The 18,660-nt window shown below is 70.4% G+C and carries 16 protein-coding genes and 1 pseudogene; 11 read left to right on the plus strand and 6 right to left on the minus strand.

Annotated elements, in window-relative coordinates; genetic code table 11:
* Positions 1-24: 24 nt before the first annotated feature.
* Entirely contained in the window at positions 25-1,281 is a 1,257-nt protein-coding gene (locus tag SLNSH_RS05830) for a DNA topoisomerase IB (RefSeq protein WP_106335739.1), read from the minus strand.
* Positions 1,282-1,383: 102 nt separating this feature from the next.
* On the opposite strand from SLNSH_RS05830, the gene SLNSH_RS05835 reads away from it, so the two are divergent.
* Positions 1,384-2,109 (plus strand): phosphatase PAP2 family protein, encoded by a 726-nt coding sequence (locus SLNSH_RS05835; RefSeq protein WP_106335874.1) that lies wholly within the window; start codon positions 1,384-1,386, stop codon positions 2,107-2,109.
* A gap of 84 nt (positions 2,110-2,193) precedes the next feature.
* Positions 2,194-3,324 carry a hypothetical protein gene (locus SLNSH_RS05840; protein WP_106335740.1) on the plus strand — a complete coding sequence of 377 codons (1,131 nt, stop codon included), beginning with the start codon at positions 2,194-2,196 and terminating at the stop codon, positions 3,322-3,324.
* Positions 3,325-3,417: 93 nt separating this feature from the next.
* On the opposite strand, the gene SLNSH_RS05845 is transcribed toward SLNSH_RS05840, so the two are convergent.
* Both SLNSH_RS05845 and SLNSH_RS05850 read right to left on the minus strand, forming a co-directional pair.
* Entirely contained in the window at positions 3,418-3,630 is a 213-nt protein-coding gene (locus SLNSH_RS05845) for a hypothetical protein (protein WP_106335741.1), read from the minus strand.
* Positions 3,631-3,740: 110 nt separating this feature from the next.
* Positions 3,741-5,153 (minus strand): FAD-binding oxidoreductase, encoded by a 1,413-nt coding sequence (locus SLNSH_RS05850; RefSeq protein ID WP_106335742.1) that lies wholly within the window; start codon positions 5,151-5,153, stop codon positions 3,741-3,743.
* 204 nt (positions 5,154-5,357) lie between these two features.
* On the opposite strand from SLNSH_RS05850, the gene SLNSH_RS05855 reads away from it, so the two are divergent.
* The 7 genes and pseudogenes from SLNSH_RS05855 (at position 5,358) to SLNSH_RS05885 (ending at position 13,685) form a co-directional block, all read left to right on the plus strand.
* Positions 5,358-7,706: a Tex family protein gene (locus SLNSH_RS05855; RefSeq protein ID WP_106335743.1), complete on the plus strand. Its 2,349-nt coding sequence runs from the start codon at positions 5,358-5,360 to the stop codon at positions 7,704-7,706.
* A 55-nt stretch (positions 7,707-7,761) separates the two neighbouring features.
* Positions 7,762-8,943 (plus strand): sensor histidine kinase, encoded by a 1,182-nt coding sequence (locus SLNSH_RS05860; RefSeq protein WP_106335744.1) that lies wholly within the window; start codon positions 7,762-7,764, stop codon positions 8,941-8,943.
* A gap of 116 nt (positions 8,944-9,059) precedes the next feature.
* The gene (locus SLNSH_RS05865) at positions 9,060-9,503 is read left to right on the plus strand and encodes a response regulator (protein WP_106335745.1); all 444 of its coding nucleotides are present in this window, start codon (positions 9,060-9,062) and stop codon (positions 9,501-9,503) included.
* A 61-nt stretch (positions 9,504-9,564) separates the two neighbouring features.
* Positions 9,565-11,700 (plus strand): DUF6600 domain-containing protein, encoded by a 2,136-nt coding sequence (locus SLNSH_RS05870; RefSeq protein ID WP_106335746.1) that lies wholly within the window; start codon positions 9,565-9,567, stop codon positions 11,698-11,700.
* A 239-nt stretch (positions 11,701-11,939) separates the two neighbouring features.
* Positions 11,940-12,413 (plus strand): annotated as a pseudogene (locus SLNSH_RS05875) (GNAT family N-acetyltransferase); the annotation flags it as partial.
* 123 nt (positions 12,414-12,536) lie between these two features.
* Positions 12,537-12,776 (plus strand): hypothetical protein, encoded by a 240-nt coding sequence (locus SLNSH_RS05880; RefSeq protein WP_146140195.1) that lies wholly within the window; start codon positions 12,537-12,539, stop codon positions 12,774-12,776.
* 51 nt (positions 12,777-12,827) lie between these two features.
* Positions 12,828-13,685 (plus strand): CHAD domain-containing protein, encoded by an 858-nt coding sequence (locus SLNSH_RS05885; RefSeq protein WP_106335749.1) that lies wholly within the window; start codon positions 12,828-12,830, stop codon positions 13,683-13,685.
* Between the two features lie 301 nt (positions 13,686-13,986).
* Here SLNSH_RS05885 and mtgA read toward each other — a convergent pair whose 3' ends face one another.
* Positions 13,987-14,718, minus strand: a complete 732-nt coding sequence (mtgA, locus tag SLNSH_RS05890) for a monofunctional biosynthetic peptidoglycan transglycosylase (RefSeq protein ID WP_425352981.1) — start codon at positions 14,716-14,718, stop codon at positions 13,987-13,989.
* A 211-nt stretch (positions 14,719-14,929) separates the two neighbouring features.
* Between mtgA and SLNSH_RS05895 the strand changes: the two genes are divergently transcribed.
* Positions 14,930-15,850: a polyprenyl synthetase family protein gene (locus SLNSH_RS05895; RefSeq protein ID WP_106335751.1), complete on the plus strand. Its 921-nt coding sequence runs from the start codon at positions 14,930-14,932 to the stop codon at positions 15,848-15,850.
* Positions 15,847-16,557, plus strand: coding sequence for a DUF1345 domain-containing protein (locus tag SLNSH_RS05900; protein WP_245422084.1), 711 nt, complete (start codon positions 15,847-15,849; stop codon positions 16,555-16,557). The genes SLNSH_RS05895 and SLNSH_RS05900 overlap by 4 nt, the downstream gene beginning before the upstream one ends.
* 116 nt (positions 16,558-16,673) lie before the next feature.
* Here SLNSH_RS05900 and ispG read toward each other — a convergent pair whose 3' ends face one another.
* Positions 16,674-17,960 carry a flavodoxin-dependent (E)-4-hydroxy-3-methylbut-2-enyl-diphosphate synthase gene (ispG, locus tag SLNSH_RS05905; protein WP_106335752.1) on the minus strand — a complete coding sequence of 429 codons (1,287 nt, stop codon included), beginning with the start codon at positions 17,958-17,960 and terminating at the stop codon, positions 16,674-16,676.
* Between the two features lie 56 nt (positions 17,961-18,016).
* Positions 18,017-18,568: a Fur family transcriptional regulator gene (locus SLNSH_RS05910; RefSeq protein ID WP_106335753.1), complete on the minus strand. Its 552-nt coding sequence runs from the start codon at positions 18,566-18,568 to the stop codon at positions 18,017-18,019.
* Between the last annotated feature and the right edge of the window lie 92 nt (positions 18,569-18,660).

The following is an 18,660-nucleotide window of genomic DNA, read 5'->3' on the forward strand; positions in this document are numbered from 1 at the left end:
ACGGCCGTCCGCCTTTGGGTTCGTTCAGGCCGCTGCGGCGCCGTGGTCCTTGTCGCCGCGGGCGACGCGCTTGCGAACAGGCTTGCGGCCCCTGGACTTTGCCTCGGAATGTCCTTTCCCGGCCTTCTCGACCGCCTCGACGGACTTCTCCAACCGGGAGCGCAGGTCCTGCTTGAGGCGCCGCTGGAGGAGGACCAGCAGGGCGGCCTCTTCCGGCTTCATTTTCTCCAGATTCTCGCTCAGTTCGGCGTCGACCTCCTCCTCGATGCTTTCGACGAGGCCGCCATCCAGGTAGGCGTTGAATACCTCTGGGTGGACGTAGCATTTGCGGCAGATGGTGGGGGTGTTGCCGAGCCGGGTCGCAACGCGGTCGATAGCCGCCTTGATGGTCTTCTTGGTGCGGGCCTGGTTGTCCACCAGCTCGAACTCGCGCAACGTCATGGCGGCCAGCACGGTGCCGGCCCAGGTGCGGAAGTCCTTGGCGGTGATGTCGCGGCCGGTCGCCTCCTTGAGATAGGCGTTCACGTCGGCGGAAGTGACCGGCTGCCGCTCACCGTCCTCGTCGTAGTACTGGAATAGGTGCTGGCCGGGGATATCCTGGCAAGCCTTGACCAGCTTGGCGATACGGCGGTCCTTCACCTTGAGCTTCCAGGTCTTGCCGCTCTTGCCCTTGAAGGCGAAGCGCAGCTCGCCGCCGTCGATCTTTACGTGGCGGTCCTGCAGGGTGGTGAGGCCGTAGCTCTTGTTCTGCTTCACGTAGTCGGCGTTGCCGACCCGGATGAGCGTGCTCTCCAACAGGTGCACCACAGTGGCGAGCACCTTCTCGCGCGGCAGGCCGCGCTTGCCCATGTCGGCCTGGATGCGCTCGCGCAGGGCCGGCAGGCCTTTGGCGAACTCGAGCATGTGCTCGAACTTGTCGCCGTCGCGGACCTCGCGCCAGCGCGGGTGATAGCGGTACTGCTTGCGGCCCTTGTCGTCCCTGCCGGTCGCCTGGATGTGGCCGTTCGGGTCCGGGCAGATCCACACATCCGTGTAGGCGGGCGGCACCGCGAGCTTGCGGATGCGCTCCAGCACGGCCGGGTCGCGGACGGCCCTGCCGTCCAGGGCGATATAGCTGAACCCCTTGCCGGACTTGCGTCGCCGGATCCCGGGCTCCTCGTCCGAGACATAGACCAGGCCGGCCTGCTCTGCCGCCTCGCGCTGGGCCTCACTGGCGTTGCGGGCCAATTCCGCGTCATTCTGCGCGGAGCGGCGCGGGTCGTCTTGGTTTTGAGAATCCATGGTGGGCGTCCAGGTGCGGGCTGGTGCAACCCGCGGCGCTGAGCCCGGGTTCCCGGAGCAAGAGTCGCAGACCCGCCGCGCGCGTTGGAGGACCACGCCTTGATGCTCGACGACATCCGCTCCCGGTTCAAGCTGGAGCTCGGCTCGGTTCTGGCGCTCGCCGTGATCGCGGCGGGCCTGTTCGTGTTCGTGCGGATCGCCGACGAGGTGGTGGAAGGCGACACGCACGGCTTTGACCAGAAGATCCTGCTCGCGCTGCGCACCCCGGGCGACCTGGCGAACCCGATCGGGCCGCCTTGGCTGGAAGGCGTGATGAAGGACCTCACCAGCCTCGGCAGCTTCACGGTGCTCACGATCCTGACGCTCTCGGCGATCCTGTACCTGGTGCTGGACGGCAAGCGAGGCGCGGCCGCCCTCACCGCGGCCTCCATCGGGGGCGGGACCCTGCTCTCCGGGCTGCTGAAGATGAGCTTCGACCGACCGCGGCCGGACCTCGTGGCCCATCTGGTGGACGTGCACACGCTCAGCTTCCCGAGCGGCCACGCGATGATGTCAGCCGTCACCTACATCACGCTCGGCGCGCTGCTGGCGCGGGTGAGCGCCAAGCGGCGGATCAAGGTGTTCATCGTGGGGCTCGGCATCCTGCTGGCCGTCGTGGTGGGCGCCAGCCGAATTTATCTCGGCGTGCACTGGCCGACCGACGTGCTCGCCGGATGGGCGGTCGGGGCGGCCTGGGCCATGCTGTGCTGGGAGGTCGCCCGCATGCTCCAGCGGCGGGGCGCGGTGGAGCGGGAGCCGGAGGAGGGCGTCCCAGAGTCTGCAACCTGAGATGGAGCGAACAGCCCCGTTGGTAAGGAACGGGTAAAGAATCGTGGTTACCGAATGGTGGAGGTCCCATCCCGAGACGCCGCCATGAGCACCGCACCCGAGACGTCCGCCGCGGTCGAAGCCGCATCTTCCGAGAAGCCGGCCCAGGCTCCGGGCCGGGGCCGCGCGGCAAGATCCGCGCCCGCCGTCCAGGCCAAGGCGGAGCCCTTGCCGCTGCTGGACGGCATGGCGGCGCCGGAGGTTCGCCCGGAAGCGAAGTCGGACGCAAAGCCTGCCGCCCAGGACGTGCCCCAGACGGTGTTGGCCGCCCAAGCGGCGCTGATGCGGGCGCGGGCCCGGGCCACAGCCGCGGCGGTGACCGCGCCGGGCGGCATGCGCCGCCACTGGCCGGTGGCGGCCGCCGTCCTGGTGGCCGTCGGGCTCGGCGCCCTGGGAGGCGCGCTCGTCACCGCAAGGCTGGAGCGCCGGGCTGTGGCGGCGGCGCATCGCGAGGCGGAGCAGGCCCGCTCCGTCATGGCCATGATGCAGTGGAAGGGAACGGGCGCGTCCGCAGCCTCGGCACGCGACCAGCAGAAGCTCTCCGCCGACCTGCGCGCCCTGCGGGCTTCCGTGGACGTGGTCCGAGCCTCGGTGGAGCGCACGGCCGGAAGCGACGAGGTGCGCGCCTTGGAGAAGAAGGTCGCCGGGTTGCGTGACACGCTCGACAAGGCTCGCGCCGAGACGGCCGCCCAGGTCGAGAAGGCGAAGGCCGACTCGGCCGCCGCCATGGGGCAACTGGGCGCCCAGATCGCCCGCCTCGAGCAGGCCGAGCGGGAGCCGGCGGCGCGGATCGCCGCAATGGCGGAGAAGCTCGACCGGCTCGAGCGTCAGACAGGCCCCGTCACCACCGCGTCCTTCACGCCCGCTCCGGCCCCGGCGCCGACGCCGGCCGTTGCGGCGGTCGTCCCGCCCCCGCCCCCGCCGAGCCAGGTTGCGGCCGTGGCGACGGTCGCTCCCTCGCAGCCGGCTGAAGCCAAGGCCGGCGCGCGGCCAGAGGGCGTCAAGGGCTGGGCCATCCGGGGTGTGTTCAACGGGGTCGCGCTGCTCGAAGGCCCGAACGGCACCTACGAAGTCGCGCGCGGCGACGTGCTGCCGGGGATCGGGCGGATCGATTCGATCGAGCGGCAGGGCAAGAGCTGGGTCGTGGTCACCAGCCGCGGCGTGGTGGGCGGCTGAGGGTCCGGAAACGACATCAGCCCGCGTCCGGTATCCGAACGCGGGCTGATGGCCCCGGCGCCCCCGCCAAACGGGAACGAAACGGCGAAATCGTTAATTGTCGGCCTGCCGCTTGGCCTTGGCCAGCGCGACGTGGTGCAGGTGCTCGTGCGCCGCTTCCGGCAGGCGGAAGCCGAAGCCGCCGGCCATTTCGCGGGTCTGGCCGATGCGCGGGTTGACGAAGCCCTCGCGCGGCCAGCGCACATGGGTCGACACGCCGAACTTGCGCTTGCCGATGGGGCGGCCCGAGGGGTGCTTGCTGCTCACGAGTACTCTCCGAAGAACACGCCGCAGATTTAGCGACATCTGGCTGCGACGCTATTAGTACAAAGCCGTACCGGACTGAATTTCAGCCAGTATAAAAGCTCAGCTTCAGCTTAGTTGGAGGGCAGGACCTTGCCCGGGTTCAGAAGATTGGCAGGATCCAACGCGGCCTTGATGGTTTTCATCAGGTCGACTGCAGCATCGCCGTGTTCCGCCCGCAAGTATTTCGATTTGCCGGAGCCGACGCCGTGCTCGCCCGTGCAGGTGCCGCCGAGAGCCAGGGTGCGCTCCAACAGGATGGCGTTGAGGCGCTCGGTCTCGGCGAATTCCACCGGGTCGTTCGGGTCGATCACGAAGCCCATGTGGAAATTGCCGTCGCCGACATGGCCGAGGCTCGTCACATAGAAGGGCACGTCCTTCGTGTGCTCGCGCATGGTGACGATGAGCTCGGCCAGCCGCGAAATGGGCACGCACGCATCCGTGCTCCAGGCCTTCGCGCCGGGGCGCATGGCCAGGGTGGCGTAGTGGAGGTCGTGACGGGCCTGCCAAAGACGGCTGCGCTCCTCCGGCGTCGTCGCCCACTGGAACTGCGCGCCGCCGTTGGCGAGCGCGATCTCCTTCACGCGTTCGGCCTGCTCGGCGACCCCGGCCTCGGTCCCCACGAACTCGAAGAACAGGGTGGGCTGCTCCGGGTAGCTCAGCCTGGAGTAGCGGTTCACGGCGATCATGCCCTGGTCGTCGAGGAACTCGACGCGAGAGATCGGAATGCCGGACTGGATGGTCTCGATGGCTGTCTGCACGGCGGAGCCCACATCCGGGAAGGCGCAGACGGCAGCCGACGTGGCTTCCGGGATGCCGTAGAGCTTCACGGTCACCTCGGTAATGATGCCGAGGGTGCCCTCGGAGCCGACGAACAGGCGCGTGAGGTCGTAGCCGGCCGAGGACTTGCGGGCGCGGCTCGCGGTCTTCACCACGCGGCCGTCGGCCAGCACGACGGTGAGGGACAGCACGTTCTCCCGCATGGTGCCGTAGCGGACGGCGTTGGTTCCCGAGGCCCGCGTGGCCGCCATGCCGCCGAGGGTGGCGTCGGCGCCAGGGTCGACGGGGAAGAACAGGCCCGTGTCGCGCAGGTAGGCGTTCAACTGCTTGCGCGTCACGCCGGCCTGGACGGTGGCGTCGAGGTCCTCTGCATTGACCTCCAGGACCGCGTTCATGCGCTTGAGGTCGATCGTGATCCCGCCCTCGAGCGCGCAGACGTGGCCTTCCAGCGAGGTGCCGGCCCCGAAGGCCACGATGGGCGCGCCTGCTTCGGCGCAGAGCTTCACGATCGCGCTCACCTCCTCGGTCGAGGTCGGGTAGCAGACGGCGTCCGGCGGCGCGTCCGCGTGGTAGGACTCGCCATGGGCGTGGTGCTCGCGCTCGGAAGCGGAGGTGGTGCAGCGGTCGCCAAGAAGCGCCTTCAGGCGGTCGACAAGCGCGGCCGTGCGCTCTTCCGACAGTCTGCGGCGCTGAACCTGCTGGGCCATGGGCGTATCCCTCGTCGTGTCTTGGCCGGTTGCGGCCCTTTCCGCGTAAGCGGGAGGCCTGGACTTGGCAAGGCCGGCCGGCGCGACGCCGCTTCACGGCGGCGTCATGGCGCGCTCGGAGCGTCCCTTTGACCCTGGCGGGGGGCTCGGGCTACACACCCGGCCCCGGTTTGGCGGACGGGCGATTCCCGGAAGGAGACACCGATGCTGTCGATCAACCAGCGCATCGCGCAGGACATCCAGTGCCAGGAGCGGCAGGTGGAGGCGGCGGTGGCCCTGCTGGACGGGGGCGCGACGGTGCCGTTCATCGCCCGCTATCGCAAGGAGGTCACGGGTGGGCTCGATGACGCCCAGTTGCGCACGCTCGAGGAGCGGCTGCGCTACCTGCGGGAGCTGGAAGACCGGCGCAAGGCGATCCTCGACTCGATCCGCGAGCAGGGAAAGCTCGACGCCGCCCTGCAGAAGCAGATCGAGGAGGCGGACAGCAAGGCGCGGCTGGAGGACATCTACCTCCCCTACAAGCCCAAGCGTCGCACCAAGGCGCAGATCGCCCGCGAAGCAGGGCTGCAGCCGCTCGCGGACAACCTCCTGGCCGACCCGCAGCGTGATCCGCGCCGGGAGGCGGAGACCTACGTCAGCGCCGACAAGGGCGTCAGCACAGTGGAGGAGGCGCTCGAGGGCGCCCGCGCCATCCTGGTGGAGCGGTTCTCGGAGAACGCCGAGCTGATCGGGCGCCTGCGCGAGGACTTCTGGCGCGAGGGGCGGGCCGTCTCCACCGTGCGCGACGGCAAGCAGGCCGAGGGCGCCAAGTTCTCGGACTATTTCGAGTACAAGGAGAAGCTCTCCAAGCTCCCCTCGCACCGCATCCTGGCGCTGTTTCGGGGCGAGAAGGAGGAGGTTCTCGACCTCAAGCTCGAGGCCGAGGAGGAGCAGACCGTCCCGATGTCTCAGCGCCAGCCCGGCGCGTTCGAACTCGCCATCGCGCGCCAGTTCGGCGTCGCCGACCGCGGCCGCCCGGCCGACAAATGGTTGATGGACTGCGTACGCTGGGCCTGGCGCACCAAGATCCAGGTCCATGTCGGGCTCGACCTGCGCATGCGGCTCTGGCAGGCCGCCGAGGACGAGGCGGTGAAGATCTTCGCCGGAAACCTGCGGGACCTGCTGCTCGCCGCCCCGGCCGGCGCGCGCCCCACCATGGGGCTGGACCCGGGCTTCCGCACGGGCGTGAAGGTCGCGGTGGTGGACCGCACCGGCAAGGTGGTGGACACGGGCGTGATCTACCCCCACGAGCCGCAGCGGCGCTGGGACGAGGCCATCGCCACGCTCGCCGCGCTGGCGGCGCGCCACAAGGTCGAGTTGATCGCGATCGGCAACGGCACGGCGTCGCGTGAGACGGACAAGCTGGCGGGCGAACTCATCGCCAAATTTCCGGAGATGAAGCTCACCAAGATCGTTGTGTCGGAGGCCGGCGCCTCCGTGTACTCGGCGTCGGCCTATGCGTCCCAGGAATTGCCTGAGCTGGACGTTTCCCTGCGCGGCGCGGTGTCCATCGCGCGGCGCCTGCAGGATCCCCTGGCCGAGCTCGTCAAGATCGACCCGAAGTCGATCGGCGTGGGCCAGTACCAGCACGACCTCGCCGAGCACAAGCTGTCCCGCTCGCTCGACGCCGTCGTGGAGGACTGCGTGAACGCCGTGGGCGTCGACGTGAACACGGCCTCCGCGCCGCTGCTGGCGCGGGTGTCCGGAGTGGGCGAGACCCTGGCGCAGAACATCGTGGCGCACCGCGACGCGACCGGGCCCTTCCGCACGCGGTCGCAGCTGAAGCAGGTGCCGCGGCTCGGGCCGAAGGCCTTCGAGCAGTGCGCGGGCTTCCTGCGCATCCCGGACGGGGACGACCCGCTCGACCGCTCGGGCGTCCACCCGGAAGCCTATCCGGTGGTGCGGCGGATCATCGAGGCTGCCAAGAGCGACATCAAGGTGCTGATCGGCAACGCCGCCGTCCTGCGCGGGCTGCAGCCCAAGCAGTTCACGGACGAGACCTTCGGGGTGCCGACCGTGACGGACATCCTGCGGGAGCTGGAGAAGCCGGGCCGCGACCCGCGCCCGGCGTTCAAGACGGCGACCTTCCAGGAGGGCGTGGAGACGCTCAACGACCTCAAGCCCGGCATGATCCTGGAAGGGGTGGTGACCAACGTGGCCGCCTTCGGGGCCTTCGTGGACGTGGGCGTGCATCAGGACGGGCTGGTGCACATCTCCGCCCTCGCCAAGACCTTCGTGAAGGATCCACGCGACGTGGTGAAGCCAGGGCAGATCGTGAAGGTGAAGGTGCTGGAGGTCGACAAGGCCCGCAAGCGCATCTCGCTGACCATGCGGCTGGACGACGCCGCCGAGGCGCGGCCCGCGCGGGACCGCGGGGCCGAGCCGGCCCGGGGCGGGCGTGCTGCAGCAGGGCCGAACCGCCACGACAGGGGCGGGGCTGCGGCGGGCTCCAACCCGTTCGCGGACGCCTTCCGCAAGGCTGGGCTGGACCGCGGGCCGACGGGCCGGCGCTAGCTTCGCTTGACCGGACCCTCCGCGGGCGCCCATCATCGGCCGGCGGAGGGGGACCATGGCCGACAGCGCGCTCTTCGACAGCCGGATCCCCGAAGCCGGCGCCGGCGACACCAGCGCGCTGCGAGAGCCGGACCTGGCGCTGCTGCGCACCATCCTGGACAGCATCCCCGGACGCGTCGCCTTTGTGGATTTCGCCAATCGCTACGTCTACGTGAACCGGGAATTCCTGGCCTTCCACGGCCGCACAGCCGACCAGGTGATCGGCCGGCACGTCCGGGACGTCCTCGGGGAAGCCGCCTACCGGCAGGTCAGCGTCTACAACGAGCGGATCCGGGCCGGCGAGGTGGTGCGCTGGGAAGGGTGGATCACCTATGCGAGCGCGGGGCGGCGCTATGTCCAGCAGACCTATACGCCCTACTCGCCGGGCGGCGGCGCGCCGCAAGGAAACATCGCGTTCGGGCGCGACCTCACGGACCTGAAGCTGGCGGAAGCCGAGATCGAACGGCAGCGCTCGCGCATCGCCGACATCGAGCGACTGTCCGCCATGGGGGCCCTGCTGGCGGGCGTGGCCCACGAGCTCAACAACCCGCTCGCCATCGTGCTCGCCCAGTCGACGCTGCTCGTGGAACGGGCCACGACGGAGGACGTGCGGGCGCGGGCCGAGCGCATCCAGGCGGCCGCGGAGCGCTCCGGGCGCATCGTGCGCAGCTTCCTGGGGATGGCCCGCGAGGCGGCCCCCACGCGCCGCCCGGCGCAGCTCAACGAGATCGTCCGCGCCGCCCTCGACATGATGGGATACGGCCTGCGGGGCGCAGGCGTCACGGTAAAGACGCACCTCGATCCTGATCTTCCGTCCATCGAGGCGGATGCCGACCTGCTCGGGCAGGTCGTGTCCAACCTGGTGCTCAACGCCCAGCAGGCGCTCTCTTCGCTGGACGGGGCGCGGCTTCTCAGCCTGCGCACGCGGCGCGATGGCGGGTCCGTGGTCCTGGAGATCGAGGACAACGGCCCGGGAGTTCCGCCCGCGATCGCGCAGCGCATCTTCGAGCCGTATTTCACCACCAAGGGGCCGGGCGCCGGGACCGGCATCGGACTCGCCCTCTGCCGTAATATCGTGGCCGCCCATGGGGGAACGATCGCCGCGGAACCAGCCAGAGGCGGAGCCGGGGCCCTGTTCCGCGTGACCCTGCCGGCCAGCCCGGCGGGGCGGCAGGGCGCGACGGCGGCGGGGGGTTAACCCTTCATTGACCGTATCATTACAAGTTTAATCATCCTGCCGAACGGCGGGAGGGGGCCCGAGTTGACCTTGCGACGATCCGATCGTCGCTAGCTATCGCCGCGCAGGAGGGCTCCATGATCGCCATTCATCGCAGCGCCGAGGGCTTGAGAGCCGCCCCGCGCCCCTTTGTTGAAACGCCACGCGTGCTCCTGGTGGAGGACAGCGGCCTGCTGCGCTGGCACGCCGCCGACATGCTGGCGGACGCCGGCTACGCCGTGACGGAGGCCGAGGACGCGGCGAGCGCGTTCCGGCTGCTGGTGCGGCACCGTTTCGACCTGCTGGTGACGGACATCGACCTGGGCCCCGGACCGGACGGCTTCGAGCTGTCGCGCTATGCCGTCCTCGCCTATCCCGGGCTGCCGGTGATCTACGCGTCGGGCCGCGCCAGCCTGGATCCGGCCGAGCGCGCGCCCGGATCCGCGTTCGTTCCCAAGCCCTATGCGCCGCAAGAGTTGATCGCTGCGGCGAGGAAGGCTCTTGACAAGAGCAGAGAAACGGTTTCGCGCCGATTCATTTAATGGAACAACCTTCGCAAAGTCGCGTTGGTGGGCCGACAGACTTTGCAGGAGGAGAGCCCCCGTGAAACGCAGCGACTTTTTCTCCGGCGCGGCCCTGGCCGCCCTCGTGACCGCCGCCGCGGTCGTGCTGGCGCCCGGAATGGGCGCGCAGGCGCAGACGGGCTCCTCCGCCGGCGGCGCCTCGTCCGCGGCGAGCCCCTCGGGCGCGGGCGGCAAGGCCGGCGGCGCCTCGGAGCCGCGCCGTCATGACCAACAGATGGGCCAGGGCGCCGGGCGCTCCGGCTCCGACATGAGCCAGAACAGCGGCCGCAAGGGCGAATCCGAGGGCGCCGGCCGCAGCGCCCAGTCCGGCGGCCACGACCAGACGGGCCAGCGCGGGGCCGGCGAGGCCGATCAGCAGCGCACCGGCCAGGCGCAGGATCTGCGCAAGGGCCAGGACGAGACGGGCCGCAGCGCGCAGTCCACCACCGACCAGGGCGGCCGCCAGGGTTCCTCGCAGGGTTACTCGCAGGGCTCCTCGGCCTCGGCTTCGGGCGACATGAGCGCCCAGGCGAACGTGAAGGTCTCAGCCGACGAGCTGCGCGACCGCGTCCGCAGCGACGGCGAATTCACCCACGTGGACAAGCTCGGCGAGGTGTGGAAGCCGCGCGGCGTCGACAAGGACTGGAAGCCCTATTCCAATGGCCGCTGGATCTTCAACGACAAGGTCGGCTGGTATTTCGAGTCGAGCGAGCCGTGGGCCGAGGTGACGTACCACTACGGTCGCTGGTACGAGGATCCGGACCAGGGCTGGGTCTGGGTGGCCGACACCGAGTGGGCGCCGGCCTGGGTCGAGTGGCGGCGCAGCAAGCAGTATGTGGGCTGGCGCCCGCTGCCGCCGGAGAACGCCCCGAAGGCGACCAAGACCACGACCAAGACCACCACCACCAAGCGCAGCGGCGGCTCCAGCGCCTCCGTGGAGGAGGAGTGGACCTTCGTGGAAACGCGCAACATCACGTCCGAGCGCATCTCGGAAGTGGAGGTGCGGCCTGAGAAGGTGACCGAGATCTACACCGAGACCCGCCCGATCGGCCGGGTGGAGCGGCGCGGCTCCTTCGCGGTGAACTTCGCGATCCAGCCGACCGTGATCGAGCGCGAGACCAATATCCGCATCGAATCCCGCAACCTGCCGCGGGCGGATGCCGTGCCGGTGCCGGCCCAGGTGCGGTCGATCGCGACCGAGACGCGGTCCACCACGTCGGGCTCGTCGTCGACGTCGACCTCGGCCACCACGGACCAGCAGCGCACGACCGGCGCGCCGGCCACGGGCTCGGCCCAGGGCGAGCGCAACCAGACGCAGCCCAACGTGGCCCCGAGCGGCTCGGCGGCGGCCCCGACCGACAAGACCTCGCCGACCGAGAAGCCGGCGTCGAGCGCCTCGACAGGCAAGCCCTCCGAGGACAAGTCGGGCACGACCGCTGCGGCGCCTGCGCCGAACAATCGCGCCAACGCGGCTTCGACCGGCAAGGGCGAGGACAAGACCGGCGCCACGGCCAACAAGAGCGGCGCGGAGGACCAGAAGTCCAACGCCGCCTCTACGGCCAACCCGAACGAGCCGAAGAAGCAGGGCCAGGCCGACCGCGGCGGCCAGGACCACAAGAAGACGCAGGCCGAGCGGGCCGGCGAGAAGACCGACAAGGGCGGCGCCACGGCCGAGCGCGGCCGCAACGCCAACGAGCCCGCGTCCAAGTCGTCCGCCGCGGAGGACAAGGCCAAGTCCGGGCCGTCCTCGGCCGAACGCTCCGGGGCCAAGCACCCGTCCACGGCGGAGAGCCAGGACAAGGCCGGCAAGGCGAGCGAGAGCCAGCGGTCCGGCGCCAACGAGACCAAGGGCGAGGAGCGCAAGAGCTCCGCGGCCGAGCACAGCGGCGCCGGCAAGGAGAACAAGGAGAGCGCTTCGTCCGGCGAGCACGGCGGCAAGGCCAACGCCTCCTCGGCAGAACGCGAGGGCAGCTCCTCGTCGCAAAAGGCCCAGGGCCGCTCGGGCGGCTCCTCGGCCGGTTCGGACGAGACGACCGGGACGACGCGCGGCAAGGCGCAGCACGGCGAGGGCGCCGGCGGTCATGCCGGCGGCGGGGCTGGCGGCGCCTCCTCCATGGGCGGCGCCTCGGGCGCGGGCGGCGCGGCCAAGAAGCCGGGCTCCGGCTCGGGCGACTGAGCCCTTCACGAGTAGTCAGGGCGGAGGCTGGGCCGCCGCCTGTAGCAACCCCGGAGCTTCGCGCTCCGGGGTTTTTTCATGCGCCGAAGAACCTATGCTGCCCCGATGGGGCCCGGTCCCCTTGGTCCTCTCTCCGGCCGGCTGCCGGGGCTGACGGCGGGCCAGTCCGGGCATGTGGCGAAAACGGGACCAAGCGCATGGCGGAACAGGCGGCAGTCACCTACCGGGAGCACCGGCCCGGCGACATGGGATGGATCATCCATCGGCAGGCCGTGCTGTACCATGAGGAATACGGCTGGAACGAAGAGTTCGAGGCGCTGGTCGCCGAGATCGCGGCGCAGTTCATCCGGGAGTTCAAGCCGGGGCGCGAGCGGTGCTGGTTGGCCGAGCGCGACGGCGCCGTGCTGGGATCCGTATTCCTGGTCGAGCAGTCGCCGGCCGTCGCCAAGCTGCGCCTGCTTTACGTCGAGCCAGCCGCCCGGGGGCTGGGCGTGGGTCGGGCCCTTGTGGCTCAGTGCATCGCCTTCGCCAAGGTAGCCGGCTACCAGACCCTGACGCTGTGGACCAACGACATCCTCCATGCGGCCAGGCGCATTTACCAGGAGGCGGGATTCCTGCTCGTGGCCGAGGAGCGGCACCACAGCTTCGGGGCCGACCTGGTCGGCCAAAATTGGGAGCTCGACTTGCGCTCAAACGGCCCGGGCAATGCCTGAATCATGACAAGGTTGCGCCTTTCGGGCGTCCGAAAGGATGGTCACCTTTCCGTTAACGGCTGATCGCGAATCGTGCGCTGGCGCACAACGGTCGAGCCCCGGACGCACGAGAATAAGGCCATCGTGACAGTCACGATGGCCCTGGAGGCGAGCATGACGGTCCTGAGCGCCACTGCGTTGGAGAATGATCCCGAAGGGATGACGCTTCTGCGCGCCGTCTTGGCGTCCTCCGCCGGCTATGAGTCCCGCCGCAGCGCCGCCGCGAGGCGGAGCTTCGTGGTGACCGAGCCCGGTCCCGCGCGCGTCGGCGCCGCGTCCCTGCGCCGCCGCTCTCTGCCCATGCCTGCGCTTCGGCACGCGTGACGCTTTCTCCCGACTTGATCAATTCCGGCCGATGAGGCCATCTGATCGGGCATGCCGGGCCCGGTCGACCTTTCTCCTCATTTCCAGGCGCACCTCGATGCGCTCCATGACGCGCTGGCGCACGAAGACCGCGACCTCGGCGTGCATGGGGCGCGACGCGCCATCAAGGCGCTGCGGGCGCTTCTGCGGCTGACGTGGCCGGCGGATCCGGCCGAACAGCTTCACGCGGCCTGCGCCTCGCTCGACCAGGAACTCAAGACGCTCGCGGACGCCCTCGCCCCGGCACGGGACGTGCGGGTCGCGGCGGCCTGCGCGCTGTCGCTGATCGAGGAAACCGAAGAGGAGCCCGAGCGCGCGGCCCTGACACGGCTCGCGGCGGAGTGGCTGGGCGACGCCGCCCGGCGCGAAAGCGCCTCCGACCACCTCGGGCCGGAGCAAGCGCGGCGCAGCGAGGCGCTGATCGCGACTCATCTCCAGGCCATTCCCACCGATCCTGCGCGAAGCGACGTCGCGATGGCGATGGGACGCTCCTACAGCAAGGCGCGGCGGCGCATGCGGGCGGGGCTTCGCGGCGCCGATGCGGACCTGCTGCACGCGGCCCGGCGGGAACTGGTTCGCCTGCAGATCCAGATCCAGGCGCTCGGGCCCGAACTCGGCGGCAAGTTGCGCCGGCTCGGCCGCAAGGCCGGACGACTCCGGCAAACCCTGGGCGACCACCACGACATGGCCGAGCTGGACAAGCGGATCGGCTTCTCCGACCTTCCCGGGCGCATCAAGAGCCGGCTGCTCCAGGCTGTGGAGCAGCGCGCCGACGGGCTGTCGCAGTTGGCGGCCGCGCAGGCTGACTCCGCGCTGCGGCGGAAGCCCAAGGCGCTCCGCAAGCGACTGGCGCGCAAGCTGGGCGGGTGACAAAGCTTGCTCATTTTAGCCGTCCTTGCGAGCCGAAGTCGAAGCCATCCAGAGCCCTCCGGGCGCAGCCCTCAAGGGCAGAGGCCTGCAGCCCTGGATTGCTTCGTCGCGGCGCTCCTCGCAAGGACGGACTGAAAATCCGTCATGGCCGGGCTTGTCCCCGCCATCCACGGCGCCGTGCAGGGCGTGGATCCTCGGGACAGGCCCGGGGATGACGGCCAGGGAGGCGGGCCACCCTTGACCCGGAGAGCGCCGGATTCCTGGAATGCTCCGACTTTCGCGATGATCGAGTCGGCTGGGCTCAGCGCCGGCTCACCTTCACGCACTGCACCCATGGGTCTGCGGCGGCGAGGTGGCCGGCGAGGCGTAAGGCAAGGCGCTGGAGGCCGCGGCTGGGCTTGGCGGGGTTGCGCTTGATCGGGTTCGGCAGGGCCTTGGTGAGCAGGGTCGCCTCGCGCACGGTCAGCTCCGACGCGGGCTTGTTGAAGTATTTGCGGGCGGCCGCCTCGGCCCCGAAGAGGCCGGGGCCCCATTCGGCGATGTTGAGGTAGACCTCCATGACCCGCCGCTTCGACCAGGCGAGATCCAGCCACATGGCCATCGGGATCTCGAGTCCCTTGCGGACGTAGGAACGGGACGGCCAAAGGAAGAGGTTCTTGGCGGTCTGCATGGTGATGGTGGACGCGCCCCGCGAGGGACCGTCCTCCTCCGCGTCGTCCAGCACCGAACGCAGAGCGCCCCAATCGACGCCGTCGTGCGAGCAGAAGCGGGCATCCTCCGACAGGATCACCGCACGCACTAGGTTGGGCGAGATGCCTTCCAGCGGGGTCCAGCGGCGGTCGACAGGCTGCAGGGTCGCCCAGCGACCCAGCATCAGGGTGGAGACCGGCGGGGCGACGGCGTACAGCGCAGTCAGGCCAACCAGCAAGACGACGAGGCCGACGGCCAGCCAGAAGCCCCAGCGCAGGGGCGTGGCCAGCCAGCCCAGGGAGGAAGTTCGACGTCCGATCGGGGGAGCCTCGGTTGTGGTCACGGCGGCGCTCACCCGGCGGGACAGGAGACCGAATGCTCGCGTGGGAGCGGCAGGGCGGCGCTCCGCCGGGGGCGCCAGCCTTGACCGGCCCGTCCCGATGGGGCAAGCGGCCCGGACCTGGCGTTGAACCCGCGAAGGTCACGCTGCGTTCCCATTGGGGCTATGATGCCCCGGCTCGCGCGTCGGCGCGACCCAAAAACCGGAGGCCGCCATGCAAGCGGATTTCGAAGCCCGCCTGGGCGCCTGCGCGGAGGCCATCGAACGCACCCTGGATTCGCTGCTCGGCCCCGAGCCGCTCGCGGGCGAGATCGCGCGACCGGAACGCCTGCTGGAGGCGATGCGCTATGCGGCGCTGGGCGGCGGGAAGCGCCTGCGCCCCTTCCTGCTGATGGAGAGCGCCCGGGTCTGCGGGCACGAAGGCGAGGGGGCCCTGCGGGCCGCGGCGGCGCTCGAAATGGTGCACTGCTATTCGCTGGCGCATGACGACCTGCCCGCGATGGATGACGACGACCTGCGACGTGGGCGCCCCACGCTCCACCGGCACCTGGACGAGGCGGCGGCCGTCCTGGCCGGCGACGCCCTGCTGACCTACGCCTTCGACGTGATGGCGGATGAGGCGACGCACCCGGATCCCGCCATCCGCATGGCGCTGGTGGTCGGGCTGGCGCGCGCGTCCGGGCTCGGCGGCATGGCGGGAGGCCAGATGCTCGACCTGCAGGCGGAAGGACGCTACGGCGCGTCCGAACCCCTGGGGCAGGCGGACGTGCGGCGGCTCCAAGCCATGAAGACGGGCGCGCTGCTGGCCTTCGCTGTGGAGGCGGGAGCGATCCTGGGCGGCGCGGATCACGATGACCGCGCATCCATGACGGCCTATGGGCGGGCGCTGGGAGCCGCCTTCCAGGTGGCGGACGACGTGCTCGACGTGGAGTCGAGCCCCGAGGCCCTGGGCAAGGCCACCGGCAAGGATGCGGCCAAGGGCAAGGCGACGCTTGTCGGGGCGCTGGGCCTCGCGGAGGCGAAGGCCGAACGAGACCGGCTGGCGCTCGCGGCCGAATTGGCGCTCTCCGGCTTCGGGTCCGAGGCCGATGTGCTGCGGGCGGCGGCCCGCTTCGTCGTCGAGCGGCGCTCGTGAGCGGGGCCGCCAAGACCAGGCCCCTCGGCGAGCGCGCCCTTCGGTCGTTGCGCAACCTGGCCCGGGGACGCGCGCGGCTGCTCATCAGCATCGCGCTCGGCCTCGTGGCGGGGCTGCTGATGCCGGGAAGCCTGCGCGTGAGCACGCGGCTGCTGCTCGCCTGGGACGCCGGAGTCCTGCTCTATATCGGGCTCGTCACCGTCATGATGCAGCGCTCGGAGGTCGAGGACATCCGCAGCCGCGCGCTGGCGTATGACGAGAACCGCTTCACCATCCTGATCCTGATCGTGCTGGCCACCGTGTCGAGCTTCGGGGCGATCGTGGCGGAGCTGGTGAATGGGCATGTGGGCGGCCATCTGCAGGCCTGGCCGATGCTGCTGGCTGGCGTGACGGTGCTGCTGTCCTGGACCTTCGCGCATGTAGTGTTCGCCCAGCACTACGCGCACGAGTATTACCTCTGCGAGCCCGGCTCCGGGCGGTGCGGGCTGAAGTTCCCGGACGAGGAATGGCCGGACTACGGGGATTTCCTCTATTTTTCCTTTGTGATCGGCTGCGCGGCGCAGACGGCCGACGTGGAGGTCTCCAGCGGGGCGATGCGACGCATCGTGCTGGTCCACGGCGTGGTGGCCTTCCTGTTCAACACGGCGGTGCTGGCGCTGACGATCAACATCGCAGCGGGGCTCATCGGCACGGGGCCGGGGGGCTAGGGGGTCGGCGCGACCTCTAGGGCGGATTCGTGGCTGCCCGTGGATCCCCTTCCCCTCCGCCGCTTCGCGGCTCCGGCCGGGGATGACGGGGAGCGTCACCCGAGCGGTGAGAGGGCCTACTCGGCGGCCGTCTTGGTCCCGACGGCGTAACGCTTCTCGATGTAGTCGGCGACGAGGGCCTTGAATTCGGCCGCGATGGTCGGCCCGCGCAGGGTGGCGGCCTTGCGGCCGTCGATGAAGACGGGCGCGGTCGGCGTCTCGCCGGTGCCGGGCAGCGAGATGCCGATGTCGGCGTGCTTGGACTCGCCAGGGCCATTTACGATGCAGCCCATGACGGCGACGTTGAGGTTTTCCACGCCCGGATAGGTCGCCTTCCAGTCCGGCATGGAGGTCGAGATCCAGTCCTGGATGTCCCGGGCGAGCTCCTGGAACACGGTCGAGGTGGTGCGGCCGCAGCCGGGGCAGGCGGCCACGAGCGGCACGAAGGTGCGGAAGCCCATGGTCTGCAGCAGCTCCTGGGCGACCTTGACCTCGAGGGTGCGGTCGCCGCCGGGTTCGGGCGTGAGGGACACCCGGATGGTGTCGCCGACGCCTTCCTGCAGGAGGATGCCCATGGCGGCCGAGGAGGCCACGATGCCCTTCGAGCCCATTCCGGCTTCCGTGAGGCCGAGGTGGATGGCGTAGTCGCTGCGCTGCGCCAGCATGCGATAGACGGCGATCAGCTCCTGCACGGCCGAGACCTTGGCGGAGAGGATCATGCGGTCCTTGCCGAGCCCCATCTCTTCGGCCCGGGCGGCGGAGAGGAGGGCCGACTGCACCATCGCTTCGCGAGTGACGGCGCGGGCGTCCAGCGGGGCCGGGCTGGCGGCGTTCAGGTCCATAAGGTGGGTGAGGAGGTCCTGGTCGAGCGAGCCCCAGTTGGCGCCGATGCGCACCGCCTTGCCGTGCTTCATGGCGAGCTCGACGATGGCCCCGAACTGGCGGTCCTTCTTCTCCTTGAAGCCTACGTTGCCGGGATTGATGCGGTACTTGTCCAGGGCCTCCGCGCAAGCGGGGTGCTCGGCCAGCAGCTTGTGGCCGATGTAGTGGAAGTCGCCCACCAGCGGGACGTCGATCCCGCGGGCCAGCAGCTTCTCCTTGATGTGCGGGACCGCGGCCGCGGCCTCGTCGCGGTCCACGGTGATGCGCACCAGCTCCGAGCCGGCGCGGGCCAGGGCGGCGACCTGCCCCACGGTGGAGTCGATGTCGGCCGTGTCCGTGTTGGTCATGGACTGGACCACCACGGGGGCGCCGCCGCCGACCAGGACCTTGCCGACCCGCACGCCGACGGAGCGATGCCGCGGCAGGGGGCCGGAGGCGACCGGGGCCGGCAGGCAAGGCTGGGCGAGGTCAGCAGCGGTCATGGCAGGTTCCGTTTCTGTGGGGTCGGCGGGAGAGGCGCCACGGCTCGGCAGGCGAGTCAAGCGTGCTCATGCGCCGGGGCGGCGCAGTGGGCGCAGCGGCCGGCGAGCTCGATGACGTTGGCGCGCGGGTTGAAGCCCTGCGCGGCCGCGAGGTGGGCGAGGGCGCCGCGGAGTTCGTCCGAGCAGGCCTCGTCCACGCCGCCGCAGGCCTCGCAGATCATGAAAACCACCAGGTCGTCGGGCGCGTGGCGAAAAGGGCAGGCGATAAAGGCGTTGCGGCTCTCGAGCTTGTGGACGAACCCGTTCTCCTGAAGGAAATCGAGCGCGCGATACACCTGCGTGGGCGCAAGCCGCTTCGCCTCGGCCGCGGGCGCCAGGTTGTCGATGAGGTCGTAGGCGCTCATGGGGCGGTGGGTGGCGTAGAGGGCGTCCAGCACCTGGCGGCGAATGGGCGTGAGGCGCAGGCCCTTCTCGGAACAGGCCGTCTCGGCCTCGGCCAGGGCCTGGGGCCGGCGCGCCGCGTGGTCATGCGCATGGGCGCAGCCGCCCGAAGGCGCGCCGTCGGCGTGCTCGTGGGGGTGCGGGTGATGGTGAAGGCGCTCAGCCATGCGATCCTCAGGCCATATGTAGCACGCCGGCGCGGTTCAGCCACCCGGCCGCGGCGGCTTGACGCCGTGTTGCGGCGCCGCACAATCCCGGC

This window comes from Alsobacter soli (assembly GCF_003004785.1).
Classification (GTDB): Bacteria; Pseudomonadota; Alphaproteobacteria; order Rhizobiales; family Beijerinckiaceae; genus Alsobacter; species Alsobacter soli.